The sequence below is a fragment of the Mycolicibacterium setense genome, assembly GCF_000805385.1.
Classification (GTDB): domain Bacteria; phylum Actinomycetota; class Actinomycetes; order Mycobacteriales; family Mycobacteriaceae; genus Mycobacterium; species Mycobacterium setense.
Genome location: NZ_JTJW01000005.1, coordinates 359,256 through 375,248 on the forward strand (window position 1 = coordinate 359,256; position 15,993 = coordinate 375,248).

Annotated in this window: 18 protein-coding genes; 8 read left to right on the forward strand and 10 right to left on the reverse strand. The window is 66.2% G+C overall.

Annotation, left to right across the window (positions count from 1 at the left end; genetic code table 11):
* Positions 1–95 precede the first annotated feature (95 nt).
* The 3 genes from QQ25_RS08005 (at position 96) to QQ25_RS08015 (ending at position 3,136) form a co-directional block, all read left to right on the forward strand.
* On the forward strand, positions 96–1,595 hold the full coding sequence (locus tag QQ25_RS08005) for an FAD-dependent oxidoreductase (protein ID WP_039378160.1): 1,500 nt from the start codon (positions 96–98) through the stop codon (positions 1,593–1,595).
* Entirely contained in the window at positions 1,592–2,191 is a 600-nt protein-coding gene (locus tag QQ25_RS08010; protein WP_039378161.1) for a TetR/AcrR family transcriptional regulator, read from the forward strand. The genes QQ25_RS08005 and QQ25_RS08010 overlap by 4 nt, the downstream gene beginning before the upstream one ends.
* Positions 2,192–2,272: 81 nt before the next feature.
* Positions 2,273–3,136 (forward strand): SAM-dependent methyltransferase, encoded by an 864-nt coding sequence (locus QQ25_RS08015; RefSeq protein WP_039378163.1) that lies wholly within the window; start codon positions 2,273–2,275, stop codon positions 3,134–3,136.
* A gap of 7 nt (positions 3,137–3,143) precedes the next feature.
* On the opposite strand, the gene QQ25_RS08020 is transcribed toward QQ25_RS08015, so the two are convergent.
* Positions 3,144–3,605, reverse strand: a complete 462-nt coding sequence (locus tag QQ25_RS08020) for a GbsR/MarR family transcriptional regulator (protein ID WP_039318324.1) — start codon at positions 3,603–3,605, stop codon at positions 3,144–3,146.
* A 137-nt stretch (positions 3,606–3,742) separates the two neighbouring features.
* Here QQ25_RS08020 and QQ25_RS08025 point away from each other — a divergent pair, with 137 nt between their 5' ends.
* Genes QQ25_RS08025 through QQ25_RS08035 form a run of 3 tightly spaced genes read left to right on the forward strand, consistent with a single transcriptional unit; the run spans position 3,743 to position 6,080 of the window.
* A complete protein-coding gene (locus tag QQ25_RS08025; RefSeq protein WP_039315702.1) occupies positions 3,743–4,615 on the forward strand; it encodes an ABC transporter ATP-binding protein in 873 nt (290 codons plus the stop codon).
* A complete protein-coding gene (locus tag QQ25_RS08030; RefSeq protein WP_039315703.1) occupies positions 4,612–5,325 on the forward strand; it encodes a fluoroquinolone export ABC transporter permease subunit in 714 nt (237 codons plus the stop codon). Before QQ25_RS08025 ends, QQ25_RS08030 begins: the two co-directional genes overlap by 4 nt.
* Positions 5,322–6,080, forward strand: coding sequence for an Rv2686c family ABC transporter permease subunit (locus tag QQ25_RS08035; protein WP_101906233.1), 759 nt, complete (start codon positions 5,322–5,324; stop codon positions 6,078–6,080). Before QQ25_RS08030 ends, QQ25_RS08035 begins: the two co-directional genes overlap by 4 nt.
* Positions 6,081–6,083: 3 nt before the next feature.
* Here QQ25_RS08035 and QQ25_RS08040 read toward each other — a convergent pair whose 3' ends face one another.
* Positions 6,084–7,037 (reverse strand): cupin domain-containing protein, encoded by a 954-nt coding sequence (locus QQ25_RS08040; RefSeq protein WP_039378164.1) that lies wholly within the window; start codon positions 7,035–7,037, stop codon positions 6,084–6,086.
* Positions 7,038–7,119: 82 nt separating this feature from the next.
* On the opposite strand from QQ25_RS08040, the gene QQ25_RS08045 reads away from it, so the two are divergent.
* Positions 7,120–7,815 (forward strand): alpha/beta hydrolase, encoded by a 696-nt coding sequence (locus QQ25_RS08045; protein ID WP_039318333.1) that lies wholly within the window; start codon positions 7,120–7,122, stop codon positions 7,813–7,815.
* Between the two features lie 30 nt (positions 7,816–7,845).
* Here the strand turns inward: QQ25_RS08045 and QQ25_RS08050 are convergent, their stop codons facing one another.
* Positions 7,846–8,718 (reverse strand): EamA family transporter, encoded by an 873-nt coding sequence (locus tag QQ25_RS08050; protein WP_039378165.1) that lies wholly within the window; start codon positions 8,716–8,718, stop codon positions 7,846–7,848.
* Entirely contained in the window at positions 8,715–9,335 is a 621-nt protein-coding gene (locus QQ25_RS08055; RefSeq protein ID WP_101906232.1) for a TetR/AcrR family transcriptional regulator, read from the reverse strand. The genes QQ25_RS08050 and QQ25_RS08055 overlap by 4 nt, the downstream gene beginning before the upstream one ends.
* 98 nt (positions 9,336–9,433) lie before the next feature.
* Here QQ25_RS08055 and QQ25_RS08060 point away from each other — a divergent pair, with 98 nt between their 5' ends.
* Positions 9,434–10,555: a DmpA family aminopeptidase gene (locus QQ25_RS08060; protein WP_039315711.1), complete on the forward strand. Its 1,122-nt coding sequence runs from the start codon at positions 9,434–9,436 to the stop codon at positions 10,553–10,555.
* Here QQ25_RS08060 and QQ25_RS08065 read toward each other — a convergent pair.
* From QQ25_RS08065 to QQ25_RS08090, 6 genes are all read right to left on the reverse strand, one after another.
* A complete protein-coding gene (locus QQ25_RS08065) occupies positions 10,549–10,899 on the reverse strand; it encodes a hypothetical protein (RefSeq protein WP_039315714.1) in 351 nt (116 codons plus the stop codon). The genes QQ25_RS08060 and QQ25_RS08065 overlap by 7 nt on opposite strands.
* Before the next feature lie 124 nt (positions 10,900–11,023).
* A complete protein-coding gene (gene rfbC, locus QQ25_RS08070) occupies positions 11,024–11,629 on the reverse strand; it encodes a dTDP-4-dehydrorhamnose 3,5-epimerase (RefSeq protein WP_039378167.1) in 606 nt (201 codons plus the stop codon).
* Positions 11,626–12,621, reverse strand: coding sequence for a dTDP-glucose 4,6-dehydratase (gene rfbB / locus QQ25_RS08075; RefSeq protein ID WP_039315719.1), 996 nt, complete (start codon positions 12,619–12,621; stop codon positions 11,626–11,628). Before rfbB ends, rfbC begins: the two co-directional genes overlap by 4 nt.
* Before the next feature lie 26 nt (positions 12,622–12,647).
* A complete protein-coding gene (locus QQ25_RS08080; RefSeq protein ID WP_039378168.1) occupies positions 12,648–13,499 on the reverse strand; it encodes an LLM class F420-dependent oxidoreductase in 852 nt (283 codons plus the stop codon).
* A 36-nt stretch (positions 13,500–13,535) separates the two neighbouring features.
* A complete protein-coding gene (locus QQ25_RS08085; RefSeq protein ID WP_039378169.1) occupies positions 13,536–14,399 on the reverse strand; it encodes an LLM class F420-dependent oxidoreductase in 864 nt (287 codons plus the stop codon).
* Between the two features lie 79 nt (positions 14,400–14,478).
* Positions 14,479–15,969: an ATP-binding protein gene (locus QQ25_RS08090; RefSeq protein WP_039315727.1), complete on the reverse strand. Its 1,491-nt coding sequence runs from the start codon at positions 15,967–15,969 to the stop codon at positions 14,479–14,481.
* Positions 15,970–15,993: the final 24 nt, after the last annotated feature.

Here is a 15,993-nt window from a genome sequence, read left to right on the forward strand (position 1 = left end):
CGGAGAATGCCGCGGCGACTGCAGGCTCGATCGGTTCGCGGAGAGCGTCGATCCAGCCCTTTCCATTACGGAACCGTTTCGTTAATATATTCGGCATGACTGGTCCCGATACAGACGTCCTCGTGGTGGGCGCCGGGCCGACGGGCCTGACGCTGGCCTGTTCCCTGCGACTGCACGGACTTTCGGTGCGCGTCATCGACCGGGCGCCGCGGCCTGCCACCACGTCGCGGGCCAACTTCCTGCACGCCCGCGGATCTGAGGTGCTGGGCCGGATAGGTGCTCTGGGTGACCTGCCGAACCAGTCGTTGCGTGCCATGCGTATCACGAACTATCTGGGCGACCGCCCGGTGATGACCTTGGAGTTCGGCGATCCTGGCAAGGGCACGGCCGCGCCGCCGATGGTGGTGTCGCAAGCCAAGGTCGAGGCGGCGCTGCGGGACCGGCTGGCTCAACTCGGTGTGCAGCCGGAGTGGGGCCGGGCGCTTGCCGGTGTGCGACGGGAGGATGGCGCCGTCGTGGCCGAACTCGGGGACGGTGCCCAGATCCGCGCACAATGGATGGTGGGCTGCGACGGCTCAGCCAGTGTGACGCGCCAGCAAGTCGGCATCGCGTTTCCCGGGGTGAAGCTCTCCGAACGTTTCCTGCTGGCCGATATTCACCTGGACTGGGATGTCGACCGTGGCGGGACCAGCGGCTGGATCCACCCCGACGGAGTGGTCGGCGCGATGCCCATGCCCGATGCGCGTGGGGATCTGTGGCGTCTGTTCATCTACGACCCGGCGCTCGGTCAAAAGCCAAGCGATACTGAGATTCTGGGGAGGGTGAAAGAGCTTGTGCCGCAGCGCACCGGCCGTGCGGTTGTCATCGGTGACGCCGAGTGGCTGTCGGTGTTCACCGTGCACCGCCGGCTCGCCGACAAGTACCGGCAGGGTCGGATTCTCATTGCCGGCGACGCCGCGCACGTTCATGCGCCCTTCGGGGGTCAGGGCATGTTGACCGGCATCGGGGACGCCGAGAACCTGGCGTTCAAACTCGCCCTGGTAATCCGGAATCTTGCTTCGGACAAGCTCATCGACACCTACGAGGCTGAACGCAGGCCCTTGGCCACCGAAGTGCTGCGCGGTACCAGCGCGGTAACGCGGGTCAACGTGGCGAGCAACCCGATCGGCCGGTTTCTGCGCGACCATGTGGCCACGCGGTTGTTCGGCTTGGCGTTCATCCAGCGGTGGACGACGTACACCGCATCGCAACTCTGGGTGAGTTACCGCAAAGGTCCGCTCGGTGGACGCGGCCGGAAGCCCCGGCCCGGAGACCGAATTGAGAACCTGCCCTGCACCCGTCCGGACGGCACCGCCACCCGATTGCATCAGGAACTCGGCGGGCGGTGGGCGCTCCTGCTGCCCGACGGGGCGCCCGACCGCATCCAATCTGTGCGGCAGCGCCTCGGCGACTTCGTCACAACCCTGCACCATCACGGCAAGGACATGATGCTGATCCGCCCGGACGCGCATCTGGCGTGGCGGGGTAAACCGGACGACGCGGGAAGCCTGGACCGTTGGCTGGCAGCCGCTTTGGGCTCAGGGGCGGTGCGGTGACGACGCCCGGCCGTGGCCGGCCACGGGACGCGGCGACCGATCGCGCGATCTTGCAGGCGGCGCTGGACCTGTTCATCGAGCGCGGTGTCGAAGGATCGAGCATCGAGCAGATCGCCAAGCGCGCCGGGGTGGGCAAGCCGAGCATCTACCGGCGGTGGGCGACAAAAGAAGAACTCATCGCCGTTGCGATGGAGACACTGATCGCCGAGGAGGTCAGCTGGGCCTCGCCGGAGGCGATCGACATCGAGTCCCCCTACGAATTGGTCGAAGCCGCGATCGAGAGCGCGGCCGTCACCACCACCACACCGCACTATCGCGCCCTGGTGGCGCGGGTTCTCGGATCCGCGGTCAGCCATCCGGCACTCATGGCGGTCTATTGGGATCGCTACATCATGCCGCGGCGCGAACTCGCGGCACGTCTGCTGGAACGCGCGCGTGAGCATGGAACCGTCTCCGCCGACGCCGATTTCGACGTGGCCATCGACATGATGGTCGGTGCGATCACCTACCGCGTGCTACAACCCCACCCTCCCGATACCGATGAGATGCGCCGCTATCTGCGGAAGCTCTACCGACAAGTGGGTCTTCTGCCGTGAAGGTTCTGCTGCTAACGTCAGCCGTGGTGCGCCGGGAAGCCTGGTCGGCAGACGGTAGATCTGCGACGGTGAGGTGCACACATGAGCGTTGGAGTTGAGCGGACCGCACTCGGGCCGACACTGATCGTGGCGGTAGACCAGTACGACCATCCGCCACTGGTCCCCGATCCGTGGGCCACTCAGATTCTTCCCCGTCGATGGCGGGCGTTGACAACTCTCGCCCGATTGAATGCCGTGCGGCGATCCATGATCGCCGGGACCGAGAAGTCGGTACATGGAGGCTGGGCCAGCCTGCTGTGCCGCAAGCGTTATATCGATGACCTGCTGAGGGACGCGGTGACGCGTGGTCTTGACGCCGTGGTGATTCTCGGGGCGGGCTATGACACCCGCGCGTATCGCGTGTCGGAGATAGCCGGTGTACGGATATGGGAGGCCGATCTTCCGGCGAACATCGTCATCAAGTCCGAGTCGCTGCGCCGGTGTTTCGGGGCGATCCCCGACAACGTCACGCTGGTACCGATCGACCTCGCGACCGACGACGTGTTAGAGCGACTGACCGACAACGGATTCGATGTCGGTATGCGCACGTTCTTCGTCTGGGAATCGGTGACGATGTATCTACCGGAGGCTGTTGTGCGGCGGACGCTGAGGAGTATGGGCGGCTCGGCCGCGGGCAGTGGCCTGGCATTCACCCATTTTCGGAAAGACTTCGTCGACGGCACTGTGCTCTACGGTGCCGACCGTGCTCACCAGAAGTTCGCGGTCCGAGAAGGGCTGTGGAAATTTGGTGTGAACCCGACGGAAGTGAACAGCCTTCTCGCCGAATATGGTTGGCAGGTACTGGAGCAGATGGGGCCGGCCGAGTATCGCGAGCGGTATCTGGCGCCGACTGGTCGCAGTGAACCGGTATCGGAGATCGAGCGGGCGGTGTGGGCCGGCCGCTGAATCGTGGTCATGCTTGCATGTTCGCACCGTCGCGGTTCTGCTGCTGCCAGCGTTCCAGCACCGCGGGGATCTCGGCCATCAGAAAGGCGTAGAAGTCCCGCATCTGAGTCAGCCGCCGGTGCGCGGGGCCGGCGGGGTCGGTGGCGGCGATGCCGGTTTCGGCCGCGGCTTGCATGGCCGCGAGCGTCTCGTTCTGATTGGTGAACAGAATTGCCCAGGCGTCGTCACGCAAGCGAAAGTGATCGCGCCGGCTGGCCGGGACCGGCACGCGCTCGGCCAGGCCGACCGACGTCAGCATCTTGAGGGAACCCGAGATGGATCCGGCACTCGCCTGCAGCGTGTCGGCCAGCTCGGCCATGGTGACCTGGGACCGTTCGGTGAACAGCAGCGTGGCGAGCACGCGGGCCGTCATCCGCTGCATACCGTGGCTGCTGAGCACCAGGGCGAATTGCTCGGCCTCCTGCTGCATATCTGCGGACTTCACCACCGCGAATCCTCCTCACCGCGAATACTCTTCAATTATTTCTGAAAGTTTAGTACAGTCATGGGCGGTGTTCCGGGAAGTCTGGTCGGAGATGGAATTTCCGTCTGCACGGAAGGGCACTGATGCGTACAGCAACCGATGTCATCGACGTTCGGGGCTTGACATTCACCTATCCCCGGTCATCTCAGCCGGCAGTCCGGGGAATGGACTTCACGGTGGGGAACGGGGAGATCTTCGGATTCCTGGGCCCCAGCGGCGCCGGGAAATCCACCACGCAGAAGCTGCTGATCGGCCTTCTGCGCGGGCACGGCGGCCACGCCACGGTGTGGGGCCGCGACCCGGTGGACTGGGGGCCGGACTATTACCAGCGGGTCGGCGTGTCCTTCGAGCTGCCCAACCACTATCACAAACTCACCGGCCTGGAGAACCTCCGGTTCTTCGGGTCCCTCTACGACGGGCCGACCGCCGACCCGATGGAGCTGCTGGACGCGGTCGGTCTGGCCGATGCTGCCACGACCCGGGTTTCCAAGTACTCCAAGGGAATGCAGATGCGGCTGACGTTCGCGCGGTCGCTGATCAACAACCCGGATCTGCTGTTCCTCGACGAGCCGACGTCGGGGTTGGATCCCGTGACCGCGCGCAAGGTCAAAGACATCATTCTGGATCTGAAGTCACGTGGGCGCACGGTCTTTCTCACCACCCACGACATGTCCACCGCGGACGAACTGTGCGACCGCGTGGCATTCGTCGTCGATGGCACCATCGTCGCACTCGACACCCCGGCCGAACTGAAAATCGCTCGCAGCCAACGCCAGGTCCGGGTGCAGTACCGCACGCCGGGCGGGCTCGCCACGGCCGCGTTCGGGATGGACGGCCTGGCCGATGATCCCGATTTCCATGCGATTCTGCGCAATCACCACGTCGAGACGATCCACAGTCGCGAAGCCAGCCTCGATGACGTCTTCGTAGAAGTCACCGGACGGCAGCTGTCATGAGCCGGTTGCTCACCGCGATCCGGTTGGAACTGACTATTGCGGCCAGGCAGAAGTTTCTGCACGCCGGTGTGTTCTCCGGCCTGATCTGGCTGGCGGTGCTGTTGCCCATGCCGCAGGAGCTGCGCCCGGTGGCCGAACCGTATGTGCTCTCCGGCGACATCGCGATCATCGGCTTCTTCTTCGTCGGCGGCTCGGTGTTCTTCGAGAAGCAGGAACGCACGCTCGGCGCCATCATCTCCACCCCACTGCGGTTCTGGGAGTATCTCGTCGCCAAACTTCTCGTACTGGTGGCCATCTCGCTGTTCGTGGCAATCGTGGTGTCAACCGTCGCCGATGGGTTCTCCTATCGTCCGGTGCCTCTGATCGGTGGCGTGGTACTCGGGACACTGCTGATGCTGCTGGTCGGATTCATCACCTCGCTACCATTCGCGTCGGTCACCGACTGGTTTCTCACCGCCACCATCCCGCTGGCGATCATGCTCGTCCCGCCGCTGATCTATTACTCGGGATTGTGGCCACACGCTGTGCTCTACGTCGTTCCGACGCAAGGGCCGCTGCTGCTGTTGGGTGCGGCATTCGACCAATTGAGCTTGACGGGCTGGCAACTGCTGTATTCAGTGCTGTATCCCGTGGTGTGTCTGGCCGTCTTGTGGCGGGCCGCCCATGCGCTCTTCGGCCGCTACGTCGTCGAAAGGTCGGGTGTGCTGTGAACGGCATCCTCACGCCTGCCACCCGGAGGGCGCTGACCGCCTTTGGCCGCAACGACATTCGTGGCACGTACCGGGATCCGCTGCTGGTCATGCTGGTGCTCGCTCCGGTGATCTGGACCAGCGGTGTGGCGATCCTGACACCGATGGTCACCGAGATGCTCGCGCGCCGTTACGAATTCGACCTCGTCCCGTATTACCCGCTGGTGCTCACCGCGTTCCTGCTGCTGACGAGCATCATCATCGCCGGTGGTCTGGGCGCGTTCCTGGTGCTCGACGAGGTCGATGCCGGCACCATGGCCGCGCTGCGGGTGACCCCGGTGCCGATGTCGACGTTCTTCGGGTATCGCGCGGGAACCGTCATGGTGGTGACCACCGTCTATGTGATCGCCACGTTGTCGTTCAGCGGCATTCTCGGCCCTGGGCTGATTCCGGCGCTGATACCGATCGGGTTGGTCGCCGGGTTGTCGGCCGTGGTGACGCTGTTGCTGATACTGGCCATGGCGGGAAACAAGATTCAGGGCATCGCGATGCTGCGCGCGCTGGGCATGCTCATCGCCGGCCTGCCGTGCCTGCCTTGGTTCATCGACTCGCCGTGGAATCTGGCCTTCGGGGTGCTGCCGCCGTATTGGGCGGCCAAGGCGTTCTGGGTCGCCGACGCTCACGGCACGTGGTGGCCGTATCTGGTCGGCGGGGTGCTCTACAACGTGGCCATCGCCTGGCCGTTGTTCCGGCGGTTCCTGGCGAAGAACAGCTGAGGGTCAAGGGGCCCGCCGGTTGCGCCACCGCAGCGGTGGGGCGCCGTAGCGACGCTGGAATGCGCGGCTGAATGCCGAATCGGACGTGTAGCCGACGGCTTGCCCGATCTTGCTGACCGAGACGGTGGTCGACAGGAGCAGGTCCGCGGCACGGTCGAGCCGGCGCTCGGTGACGTAAGCGACCGGTGGTTGTCCGAACAGCCGGGTGAACCGTTCGGCGAACGTCGACCGCGAGTGTCGCGCGAGATCGGCGAGTTCGGTGACGGTCCACGGATGTGCCGGATCATTGTGTACAGCCGTGAGAACGGGACCCAGCTGGGGATCCATCGCCGCGGTGAGCCAGCCCGGCGCGGTGTCTGCCGACCTCGACCACTCACGCAGAGCGTGGATGAACAGCAGATCGAGAATGCGCGAGATCATCACTCTCGCGCCCGGGCGCGGTTCGGTGGTCTCGGCCAGGAGCAGCTGCAGGCTCAGAGGCAGCCACTCGTGGCCCGGTGCGCCGGCCCGGATGATTATGGCGGGCGGCAACACGGACAACAGCGGGTCGGCGACAGTGCTGTCGACTGCGAAGGTTCCACTGAGCCAGCGGGGTGAGGACGGAACACCCTGCATGACACCAAGATTCCGGTCGCTTCCGGCCAGGCCACGGGGCCCGGTGCGGTGACCGTCAGAGATGCTGTGCGCGTCGCCGCGGGCCAGCAGCACCATATCGCCGGGATTCATCGACAGGGCCCGGTCGTCGATGTGCAGCGTGAGTCCGGCGGTCTCGGCGATGTGCAGGACCCTGATCGCGGCCGGGACGGTCACGTGGAACGGCGGGGCGGGTGACCACCGCGTCACGGCATCGCCGCGTAGCCGCACGGTGCGCAGGATCTCGGACAGGGCGTCCGTACTGGCGGGGCCCGTCGGTGTCGGGTTCAGAGGATCGGCCAATTTTTCCGGGGAATCGGTCATGGCTGTTGCCTCATCCTCCAAATATCGTGGAATTGCCACGGGTGGTCAACACCCGGGCTCCGAGACCGAGGAGGGTCCGAAGATGACCGACAAGCCGGCAATCGTTCTGGTGCATGGGTTTTGGGGCGGAGCGGCCCATTGGGCGAAGGTGATCGTGGAACTGCGCAAGCGCGGTTACGGCGAGTTGTACGCCGTGGAGAACCCGCTCACGTCACTGCGGGAGGACGCGCACCGTACGCAGCAGATGGTCAAGCAGATCGACGGCCCGGTGCTGCTGGTCGGCCATTCCTACGGTGGTGCGGTCATCACCGAGGCCGGGGATCTGCCCAACGTCGTCGGGCTCGTCTACGTGGCGGCGTTCGCACCCGACGCGGGGGAGAGCCCCGGTCAGATCAGTGAGCAGATGCCACCCGCGGCGTTCGACAACATCGCACCGGACTCCGATGGTTATCTGTGGATCAAGCAGGACAAGTTCGCCGAGAGCTTCGCGCAGGACTTGCCCGCGGACGAGACGCTGGTGATGGCGGTGACCCAAAAGGCGCCCCTCGGTTCGACTTTCGGCGACAGTGTGACCAGCCCGGCGTGGAAGAGCAAGCCTGTCTGGTATCAGGTGTCGACCCAGGACCACATGATCCATCCGGACAACGAACGCCGGATGGCGCAGCGGATGAACCCCCGCAAGGTCATCGAACTGGAGGCCAGTCACGCATCGCTGGCTTCGCAGCCGACCGCGATCGCGGATCTGATCGACGCGGCGGTGACCGAACTCGGCGGCTGACCGCGTACTCAAACTCTCAGGTCAGCACAGCTAGCCGAGCGGTTCGGCCGGGCTCGCATGCGCGGAACGAACAGCACCGATGCTGGCGCCGGTGACCAAGGCGACGCCCAGGTAGCCGAGCAGGCCGATCTGCTGGTCGAGGACCACGAGCCCGGCCAGTGCAGCGGTGACCGGGGACAGACAGGTCAGCACGGCGAAGGTGGCAGGCGGCAGCCGGCGCAGGGAAATCAGCTCCAACGAATAGGGGATGACCGACGACAGCACGCCGACGGCAGCGCCCACCCCGAGCACCTGCCAGTTCAGCGCCGCAAGATCTACCGACCTCACCGCGAACGGGGCGACGACGAGCGCACCCATGGCGGTGGCCAGTGCCAGGCCGTCGACACGGCGGAACTCCGCAGCGGTACGCGCAGACGCCAGGATGTACCCGGCCCAGGCCACGCCCGCGGCGGCCGCGAAGGCGAACCCCGTGGCTTCGAAATGTCCGCCGCCCCCGTGTGGCAGGCCCAGTAGCGCGACCCCGGCGAAGGCCAGCAAGGCCCACAGCCACGCGACGCGGCGCGTACTCGTGACGACCGAAAGGATCAGCGGGCCAAGGGCTTCGATCGTCACCGCGATGCCGAGCGGAATCCGCTCGATGGCCAGATAGAAGCAGAAGTTCATCACACCGAGGGTCGCGGCCAGTGCGGTCGCCGCGCCCCAGGCCTGACGGGTCAGTCCCCGCACCGATGGGCGCACAGCCGCGCACAGGATGACGCCGGCCACTGCGAAACGGGCGAACAGCGCCCCCATGGTGCCGACCGCCGCGAACAGTCCGACGGCGAACGCCGCGCCCACCTCCTGGCTGACTGCGGCGATCACCACCAGCAGCGCAGCCCCGAGCGGGGCGCGCGTGGGCGTCACACCGTCACCGGAAGTGGGGCCCCTGTCGCAAGTTCGGCATAGTTCCGCATCAGCCGTAGCGCAGTGGCGCGGTCCAGGTCCGGATCCCGCGCCACGATGCGATACCCGAGGTAGTCCTCCATGGTCATCAGTGTCATGGCGATATCGCGTGCGGGCGCCGCTAGTTTGAAAGCGCCTGCTGCTGAACCTGTTTCGAGGATATCGACGTACAGCCCCACCTGCCGGTGAAAGATGTGCTGGATGTCGCGCCGCTCGTCGAGCACGAACCCGGCGGCCAGCACGGCACGCCAGATGGCTCGCCACTCGGCGTCCTCGGGTCCCGACGGCAGGCCCGCGGCGATCATGAACGCGATCTGATCCCGAGCATCCGCGGTGCGTTCCACCACGGCGAGCCGATCGTCATAGAACCTGCTGTCCGAGCGCTGCGCGAGCGCCGAGAGCAGCTGATCCATCTCCCGGAAGTAGTAGCGGACCGCGTTGGGAGTCAACTGGAGCTCAGCGGCCACATCGGCGATCCGCAGCGTGGTCAGATCGTTGCGTTCGATCAGTGTGATCGCAGCGTCGAGGATTTCCTCGCGTCGTTGAGCCTGTCGATTCGGCCGTCCCACCGGTCCCATCCTTCACGAATTCGCCACTTCGGTTGACGCCGGTGGTTACCCGCCGCCATTATTTTCCAATCTTGAAAAGAATTTCGCCACAACTTTCCGGAGGACGCATGCTGGACTGCTCTTCGCGGCGTCCGCGCGCCCGCGACATCGGCGTTGTCATCGGTGAACACCCGACAGGCCCGAACAACGCCATCACCGACGTCGCCGGCGTGCGCGTCGGGCACGCCACGATCCAGCGGCCGGGACCCACTCCGGTGAACACCGGCGTCACCGTAGTGGTGCCGCACCCCGGGATCTTCACCGAGCCGGTGTTCGCAGGCGCGCACCGGCTCAACGGCAGTGGCGAACTCACGGGACTCGAATGGATCCGCGAGTCCGGCGAGCTCACCACGCCCATCGGCCTCACCAACACCCACAGCGTCGGCGTCGTCCGCGACACACTGGTCCAAGCCCAGGTCCGGGCCCGCGGTGACGGGCTCTACTGGTCCCTCCCGGTTGTGGGGGAGACCTACGACGGGCTGCTCAACGACATCAACGGCTACCACGTTCATCCCGAACACGTGGCGGCTGCGCTGGCCGATGCCACGGGCGGTCCGGTTGCCGAAGGCAACGTCGGTGGCGGCACGGGCATGATCTGCCATGGCTTCAAAGGTGGCGTGGGAACGGCGTCGAGAGTCACCGAGACGGTGGCCGGGCCGTACACCGTCGGCGTCCTCGTACAGGCGAATCATGGTCGGCGGGAACGACTTCGGGTCAACGGAGTGCCTGTCGGTGAGATGGTCGGCCCCGAACTGGTACCGACGCCGGATCTTCCGATGCCCTATCCGGCGGGGTCCGGCTCGATCATCGTCGTGATCGCCACCGACGCGCCGTTGTTGCCGCATCAATGCACCCGGCTCGCGCAGCGTTCCGCCCTGGCCGTCGGCCGGGTCGGCGGAACGGGGGAGCAGTACAGCGGTGACCTGATGGTGGCGTTCTCCACGGGCAACCGCGGAATCCCGCCGTACGGATGGGACGAGAACCCCGACGCCAACCGCCCGGAGATCGCCGTGCGCATGGTGGCACCCCAGCTGATGACCCGGCTGTTCGACCTGGTCATCGAGGCCACTGAGGAAGCCATCGTCAACGCGTTGGTGGCGGCCGAGACCATGACGGGCCGCGGCGGGTTGACCGCCCATGCGCTCGACCACAAGCTGCTGCACTCGGCGCTGGTGCTCGAAGGTCACTGACCCAGATCGGCCGGTCCGCACGGCCGGGGCAGAAACAGCGACCAGCACATGTTGGGCGGCTGCCAAGGGTACGGCGGCGGGGGATTGTCGCCCTCCCAGACTGTGGACGAGACGTTGCCCTGTCCCGCATTGACGTAGTGGTAGCTGTGGCAGATGTTCCAGTCCCAGTTGGGCCTGCCATCCGCAGGAGTGTTGAAACCGCCGCCGTAACCGCCCGGGTCGTCGCCCGGACACCACTGGTAGGGCCCGCCCGCGGCGGCCAGGCCCGCACCGAGGGCCAGACCGGCCAGACCCATACCGCCGGATACAAGCAGTGCTGTCGCCAACCGCGAAGCTCGGTTCATGGTGACCTCATCTCGTCGGGGACCAGGCTCTGGTCTGCGATAGCGCCATCGTGGCCCGACGTGGCCGGCATGTATGGAGTAGCGGGCTACCTCAATTCAGCCCCGGAGATAAAGCCCCAGAGCTTCAGCCCCGGACCCGACCGCGCAGCTCATCGACGAACGCGCGGGCCTCGTCCCACGTCGGCAGCAGTCCCGCCGCGCGCACCTGCTCGAGCGTCGGGGCGGCCGCGTCGCGCTCCGAGAGCACCGGCTCGCCGTCGATCGGCCAGTCGATCCCGAGGCTGGTGGCCAGGATGGTGTGCTCGCGGTCCGGACTGTAGGGCGCCGAACACAGGTACATCACCGTCGAGTTGTCCTCCAGCGACAAGAATGCGTGGCCAAGACCCTCCGACAGGTAGATCGAGCGCCGACTGTGCTCGTCGAGCAGCACCGAGTCCCACTGCCCGAACGTGGGCGAACCCACCCGGATGTCCACCACCACATCGAGCACGGCTCCGCGGACGCAGGTCACGTACTTGGCCTGGCTGGGCGGTAGTTGAGCGAAATGCACACCGCGCAGCACCCCGGCCGCCGACACCGAGCAGTTGGCCTGCCGCAGGTCGAACTGGTGCCCGGTCATCTCGGCGAACCCGCTGTCGGTGAACCACTCGAAAAACAGCCCGCGTGGGTCACCGTGCAGCCGTGGGGTGATCTCCCAGGCGCCGGGGATGGCCAGCTCCCGCGCGGTCACTGGCCGCGCTTCCCATAGTTGGACTCCACGGAGTCCTTCAAAGGGCCCCACCAGGATTCGTTGTCGCGGTACCAGTCGATGGTGGCCGCCAGCCCCTCGTCGAAATCGGTGTGTTTGGGAGCCCAGCCGAGCTCGTCGTGCAGGGTCGACGGGTCGATGGCATAACGCAGGTCGTGGCCCTCCCGATCGGTGACATGGTCGAAGTCGTCGGGGTCGCGGTCCATCAACCGCAGCAGGGTGCGCATCACGGTGAGGTTGCTGCGTTCGCATTCCGCGCCGATCAGATAGGTCTGCCCGATCTGGCCGTCGGAGAGGATCTGCCAGACCGCACGGTTGTGGTCGTCGACGTGGATCCAGTCGCGCACATTGGTGCCCGTGCCGTAGAGCTTGGGACGCCTGCCGGTGAGGACGTTGGTGATCTGGCGCGGGATGAACTTCTCCACATGCTGATACGGCCCGTAGTTGTTGGAGCAGTTCGAGATCGTCGCGCGCACGCCGTAGGACCGGACCCAGGCGCGCACCAGCAGATCGGCGGCGGCCTTGGTCGACGAGTACGGGCTCGACGGGTTGTACGGCGTGCCTTCGGTGAACCGGGCCGGGTCGTCGAGATCGAGATCGCCGTACACCTCGTCGGTGGAGATGTGGTGGAGCCGCACGCCATGCCTGCGTACGGCTTCGAGCACGGTGAATGTGCCGATCACATTGCTGTGCAGGAACGGTTCCGGATCCGCCAGGGCGTTGTCGACGTGCGTCTCGGCGGCGAAGTGCACGACGGCGTCCGCCTCGCCGGTCAGTCGGTTCACCAGGTCGGCGTCGGCGACGTCACCTTGGACCAGACGGACCTGATCGGCCACCGGTGCCAGCGATTCGTGACTACCCGCGTACGTCATCGCGTCGAGCACCGTCACCGACGTCGTCCGCGCCTCCCGCACCGCCAGGCGCACGAAGTTCGCGCCGATGAACCCGGCGCCGCCGGTGACCAGTAGCCGCATGCGCCAACCCTAACCGGCGGGGCGTGTCAGCCCTTCAGACCCAGCGGGCCCGCCAATTCCGTCAGGGTCGGGATCAGCTTGTCCGGCCCGCCGAGCACCTGGATCGCGACATGGTCGGCCCCGTTGGCGACGTGTTGTTTCAGACGGGCGGCGATGTTCTCGGCGGTGCCGTGTGCGACGACCGCGTCGATCAGCTTGTCGCTCCCCGGCTTGGCGATGTCGTCTTCGGTGAAACCGAGCCGCCGCCAGTTGTTCAGGTAGTTGCTCAGGTTCAGGTAGAAATCGACCGTCTCGCGCCCGATCGCGCGGGCCGCCGCGCCGTCGGTGCTCAGCACCACCTTGTGTTCGGGCGCCAGGAACACCGTCTCGCCCAACACGTCACGGGCATGGGCGGTGTGTTCGGGTGTGGTGAGGTACGGGTGCGCCCCGGCGCTGCGGCTTGCCGACAGTTTCAGCACCTTGTCGCCCAGTGCGGCGATCACCAGCCGGCTGGTCGGTACCTTGGCCGCGTCCAGCGCATCGAGGTACTCCACCAACGCGTCATAGGGCTTGCGGTATTCGTCGGTGTGCTCGGGATGCCCGACCCCGACCCCGAGCAGGAACCGGCCCGGGTGTGCCGCCTCGATGCGGTGAAAAGACTCCGCGACCGCGGCGGCGTCGGCCGTCCAGATGTTCACGATGCCGGTGGCCAGTTGAAGCGTCTGCGTGCGTTCCAGGATCGGTTCGGCGAACGACAGATCGGCGGCAGGCGATCCACCCACCCACAGGGCGCCGTAACCCAGATTCTCGATCTCAGCGGCCTGATCAGGCTCCACGGCTCCGAACGTCCACACGCCGTAGCGACCCAGATCCGGCTTGAGCGAGAGTGATTCGGTCATCTGCGAGTCCTTTTCTATCGCGGCCTGTCGACGCTTCTAGGCCAGGCCGAGCGGCCCGGCGAGTTCGGCCAGTGCGGGTACCAGTTTGTCCGGTGAGGTCAGTACTTGTACAGGAACATGGTCGGCGCCCGCGTCCACATGCTGGCGCAGCCGCGCGGCCACCTCATCCACCGTGCCATGCGCGACGACGGCGTCGATGAACCGGTCGCTGCCCGGTTTGGCCAGGTCCTCGTCGGTGAAACCCAGCCGCTTGAAGTTGTTGAGGTAGTTGGTCAGACCGAGGTAGATGTCGAGAGCCTTGCGGCCAACGGCCCGCGCCTTGTCCGCGTCGGTGGTGAGTACGGCCTTGTGTTCGGGGGCCAGGAACGCGTCGGGACCGATCAGCTCGCGGGCCTGCGCGGTGTGTTCCGGTGTGGTCAGGTACGGGTGCGCGCCGGCCGAACGTGCCGCCGACAGTTGCAATACCTTCGGGCCGAGCCCGGCGACGACCCGGCGGTGTCGCGGCACGCCGTACTCGTCGAGCTTGTCGAGGTAGTCGGTGAGGGCGTCGAGCGGCTTGCGGTATTCGCCGATCGCCTCCCGGTGGCCCACACCGATGCCCAGCAGGAATCGGCCCGGGTAGGCCGCCTCGATGCGATGGAACGACTCGGCGACCGGGCCCGCGGCCGCGCTCCAGATGTTCACGATGCCGGTGGCCAGCTGCAAAGTGGAGGTGGCGGCCAGGATCGGATCGATCCACTCCAGCTCGGCGGGCGGCGATCCACCGGCCCAGATAGCGCCGTAGCCGAGGCCTTCGATGTCCCGCAACTGCTGCGGCGACAGCTGCTGGAACTGCGAATAGTGACCGAATGCACCGAACGTGCCGAAATCGGGCTTGGGTCCAGCTGGGGTCTGGGTCATGAACCTCTCAACTCGGCGCTCGCGGGCGGGTATTCCGAACCGATCACACTGATTCTGGATCTGGCCGAGACCACAAGAGTCACTCCGATGCCGACGTCTCCGACGGATCCGACGCTTCGGGCGCGGGAGCCTGCAACGGCAACAGCACGATGAAGCGGGTGTCGCCCGGCTTGGACTGCACCCGCAGATCCCCATGGTGCTTTTCCACCACGATGCGCCACGCCAGATCGAGGCCGAGGCCGGTGCCCTCACCGAACGGTTTGGTGGTGAAGAACGGCGTGAAGATCCGGCTGATGTCTTCGGCGGGGATGCCCGGCCCGTCGTCGCAGATCTCCACCCGGATCATCTCGTCGGTCTCCCGCGAGGTGCGCAGCGTCAATGTGCCGTGGCCGCCCATCGCCTGGATCGCATTGTCGATGATGTTGGTCCACACCTGATTGAGATCGCCCGGGTAGCAATGCAATTGGGGCAGCGACTTGTCCAGGTCCTTGCACAGGCTCACCGGCTTGTCCTTGCCGATCTTGTCGCCGAACATCATCAGCGTGCTGCGTAGCCCTTCGTGGACGTCGGCGCTCTGATAGGAGCCGCGATCCATCTGCGAGTACTGCTTGGCGCCGGCCAGCAGCGCCGAGATCCGCTTGCTCGCCTCGGCGATCTCGTTCATCCGCAGCTCGGTGTCGATGGTGTACTTCAGCCAGCCCAGAGCCGCCTGCAAGGTGGCCGAGGCCTCGCCGTCGCGCAGCGCGTCGTCGACCGAGGCCGAGATGCGTTCCAGCCAGTCGATGTCGAGCCCCGCCTCGACGAACGTCGGCGCGTAGTCCCAGGCCCCCACGATGTCGTGGTCCTCGAGCCAATCGCCCATCTCGTCCTCGCGGTCCGAGGTCTCCAGCGCGGTGAGCTCCAGGCCCTTGTTCTTGGCGACCTGCTCGGCGACCTCGTCCTGGATGGTCACCAGCATCCGCAGCGCCTGGGGGGTGAACTTGCCGTCGGCCAGCATCGCCAGCTTGTGCCGCATCTTGCCGACACCCTCGCGCAGATCGGCCACGGCCCTGGCGGTGGCCGCGGCCGGATTGTTGAGCTGATGGGTCAGCCCGGCCGTGATGTTGCCGAGCGCCAGCAGCTTCTCGCGCTGCCCGATGATCTGGCTCTGCCGCCGGCCGCCCACCTTGTGGCCCTCGAGCAGGTGCACCGCCATCGGGAACTGCGACTGCATGAAACCGGCGAACGCGTTGGCGTCCAGGACGAACACCCGCGACGGTTTCGTCAGACGCACCGACGCCTCGTAGATGTGCTCCTCACCGGGGATGTAGGCCGACCATGCGCCGAAGTACACACCGCGCATCGAGGTGCGGTTGGTCTGGATGTCGACGCCGCCGGAGCGCTTCGACATCACCAGCTCGCCGTCGAGCATCACGTAGAAGCACGTGGCCGGATCACCCTCGGTGACGATCGGGCCGGCCGGGAACTTCTCGATGCTGCCCGCCTGGCACAACGTGTCGAGCTGTTCGTCGGACAGGTCCTCGAACAGGAACAGCGTCCGCAACTCGTCCCGTACGCAGGTCTCGCCCATATCCGTCCTCAACTCCTCGGGCCT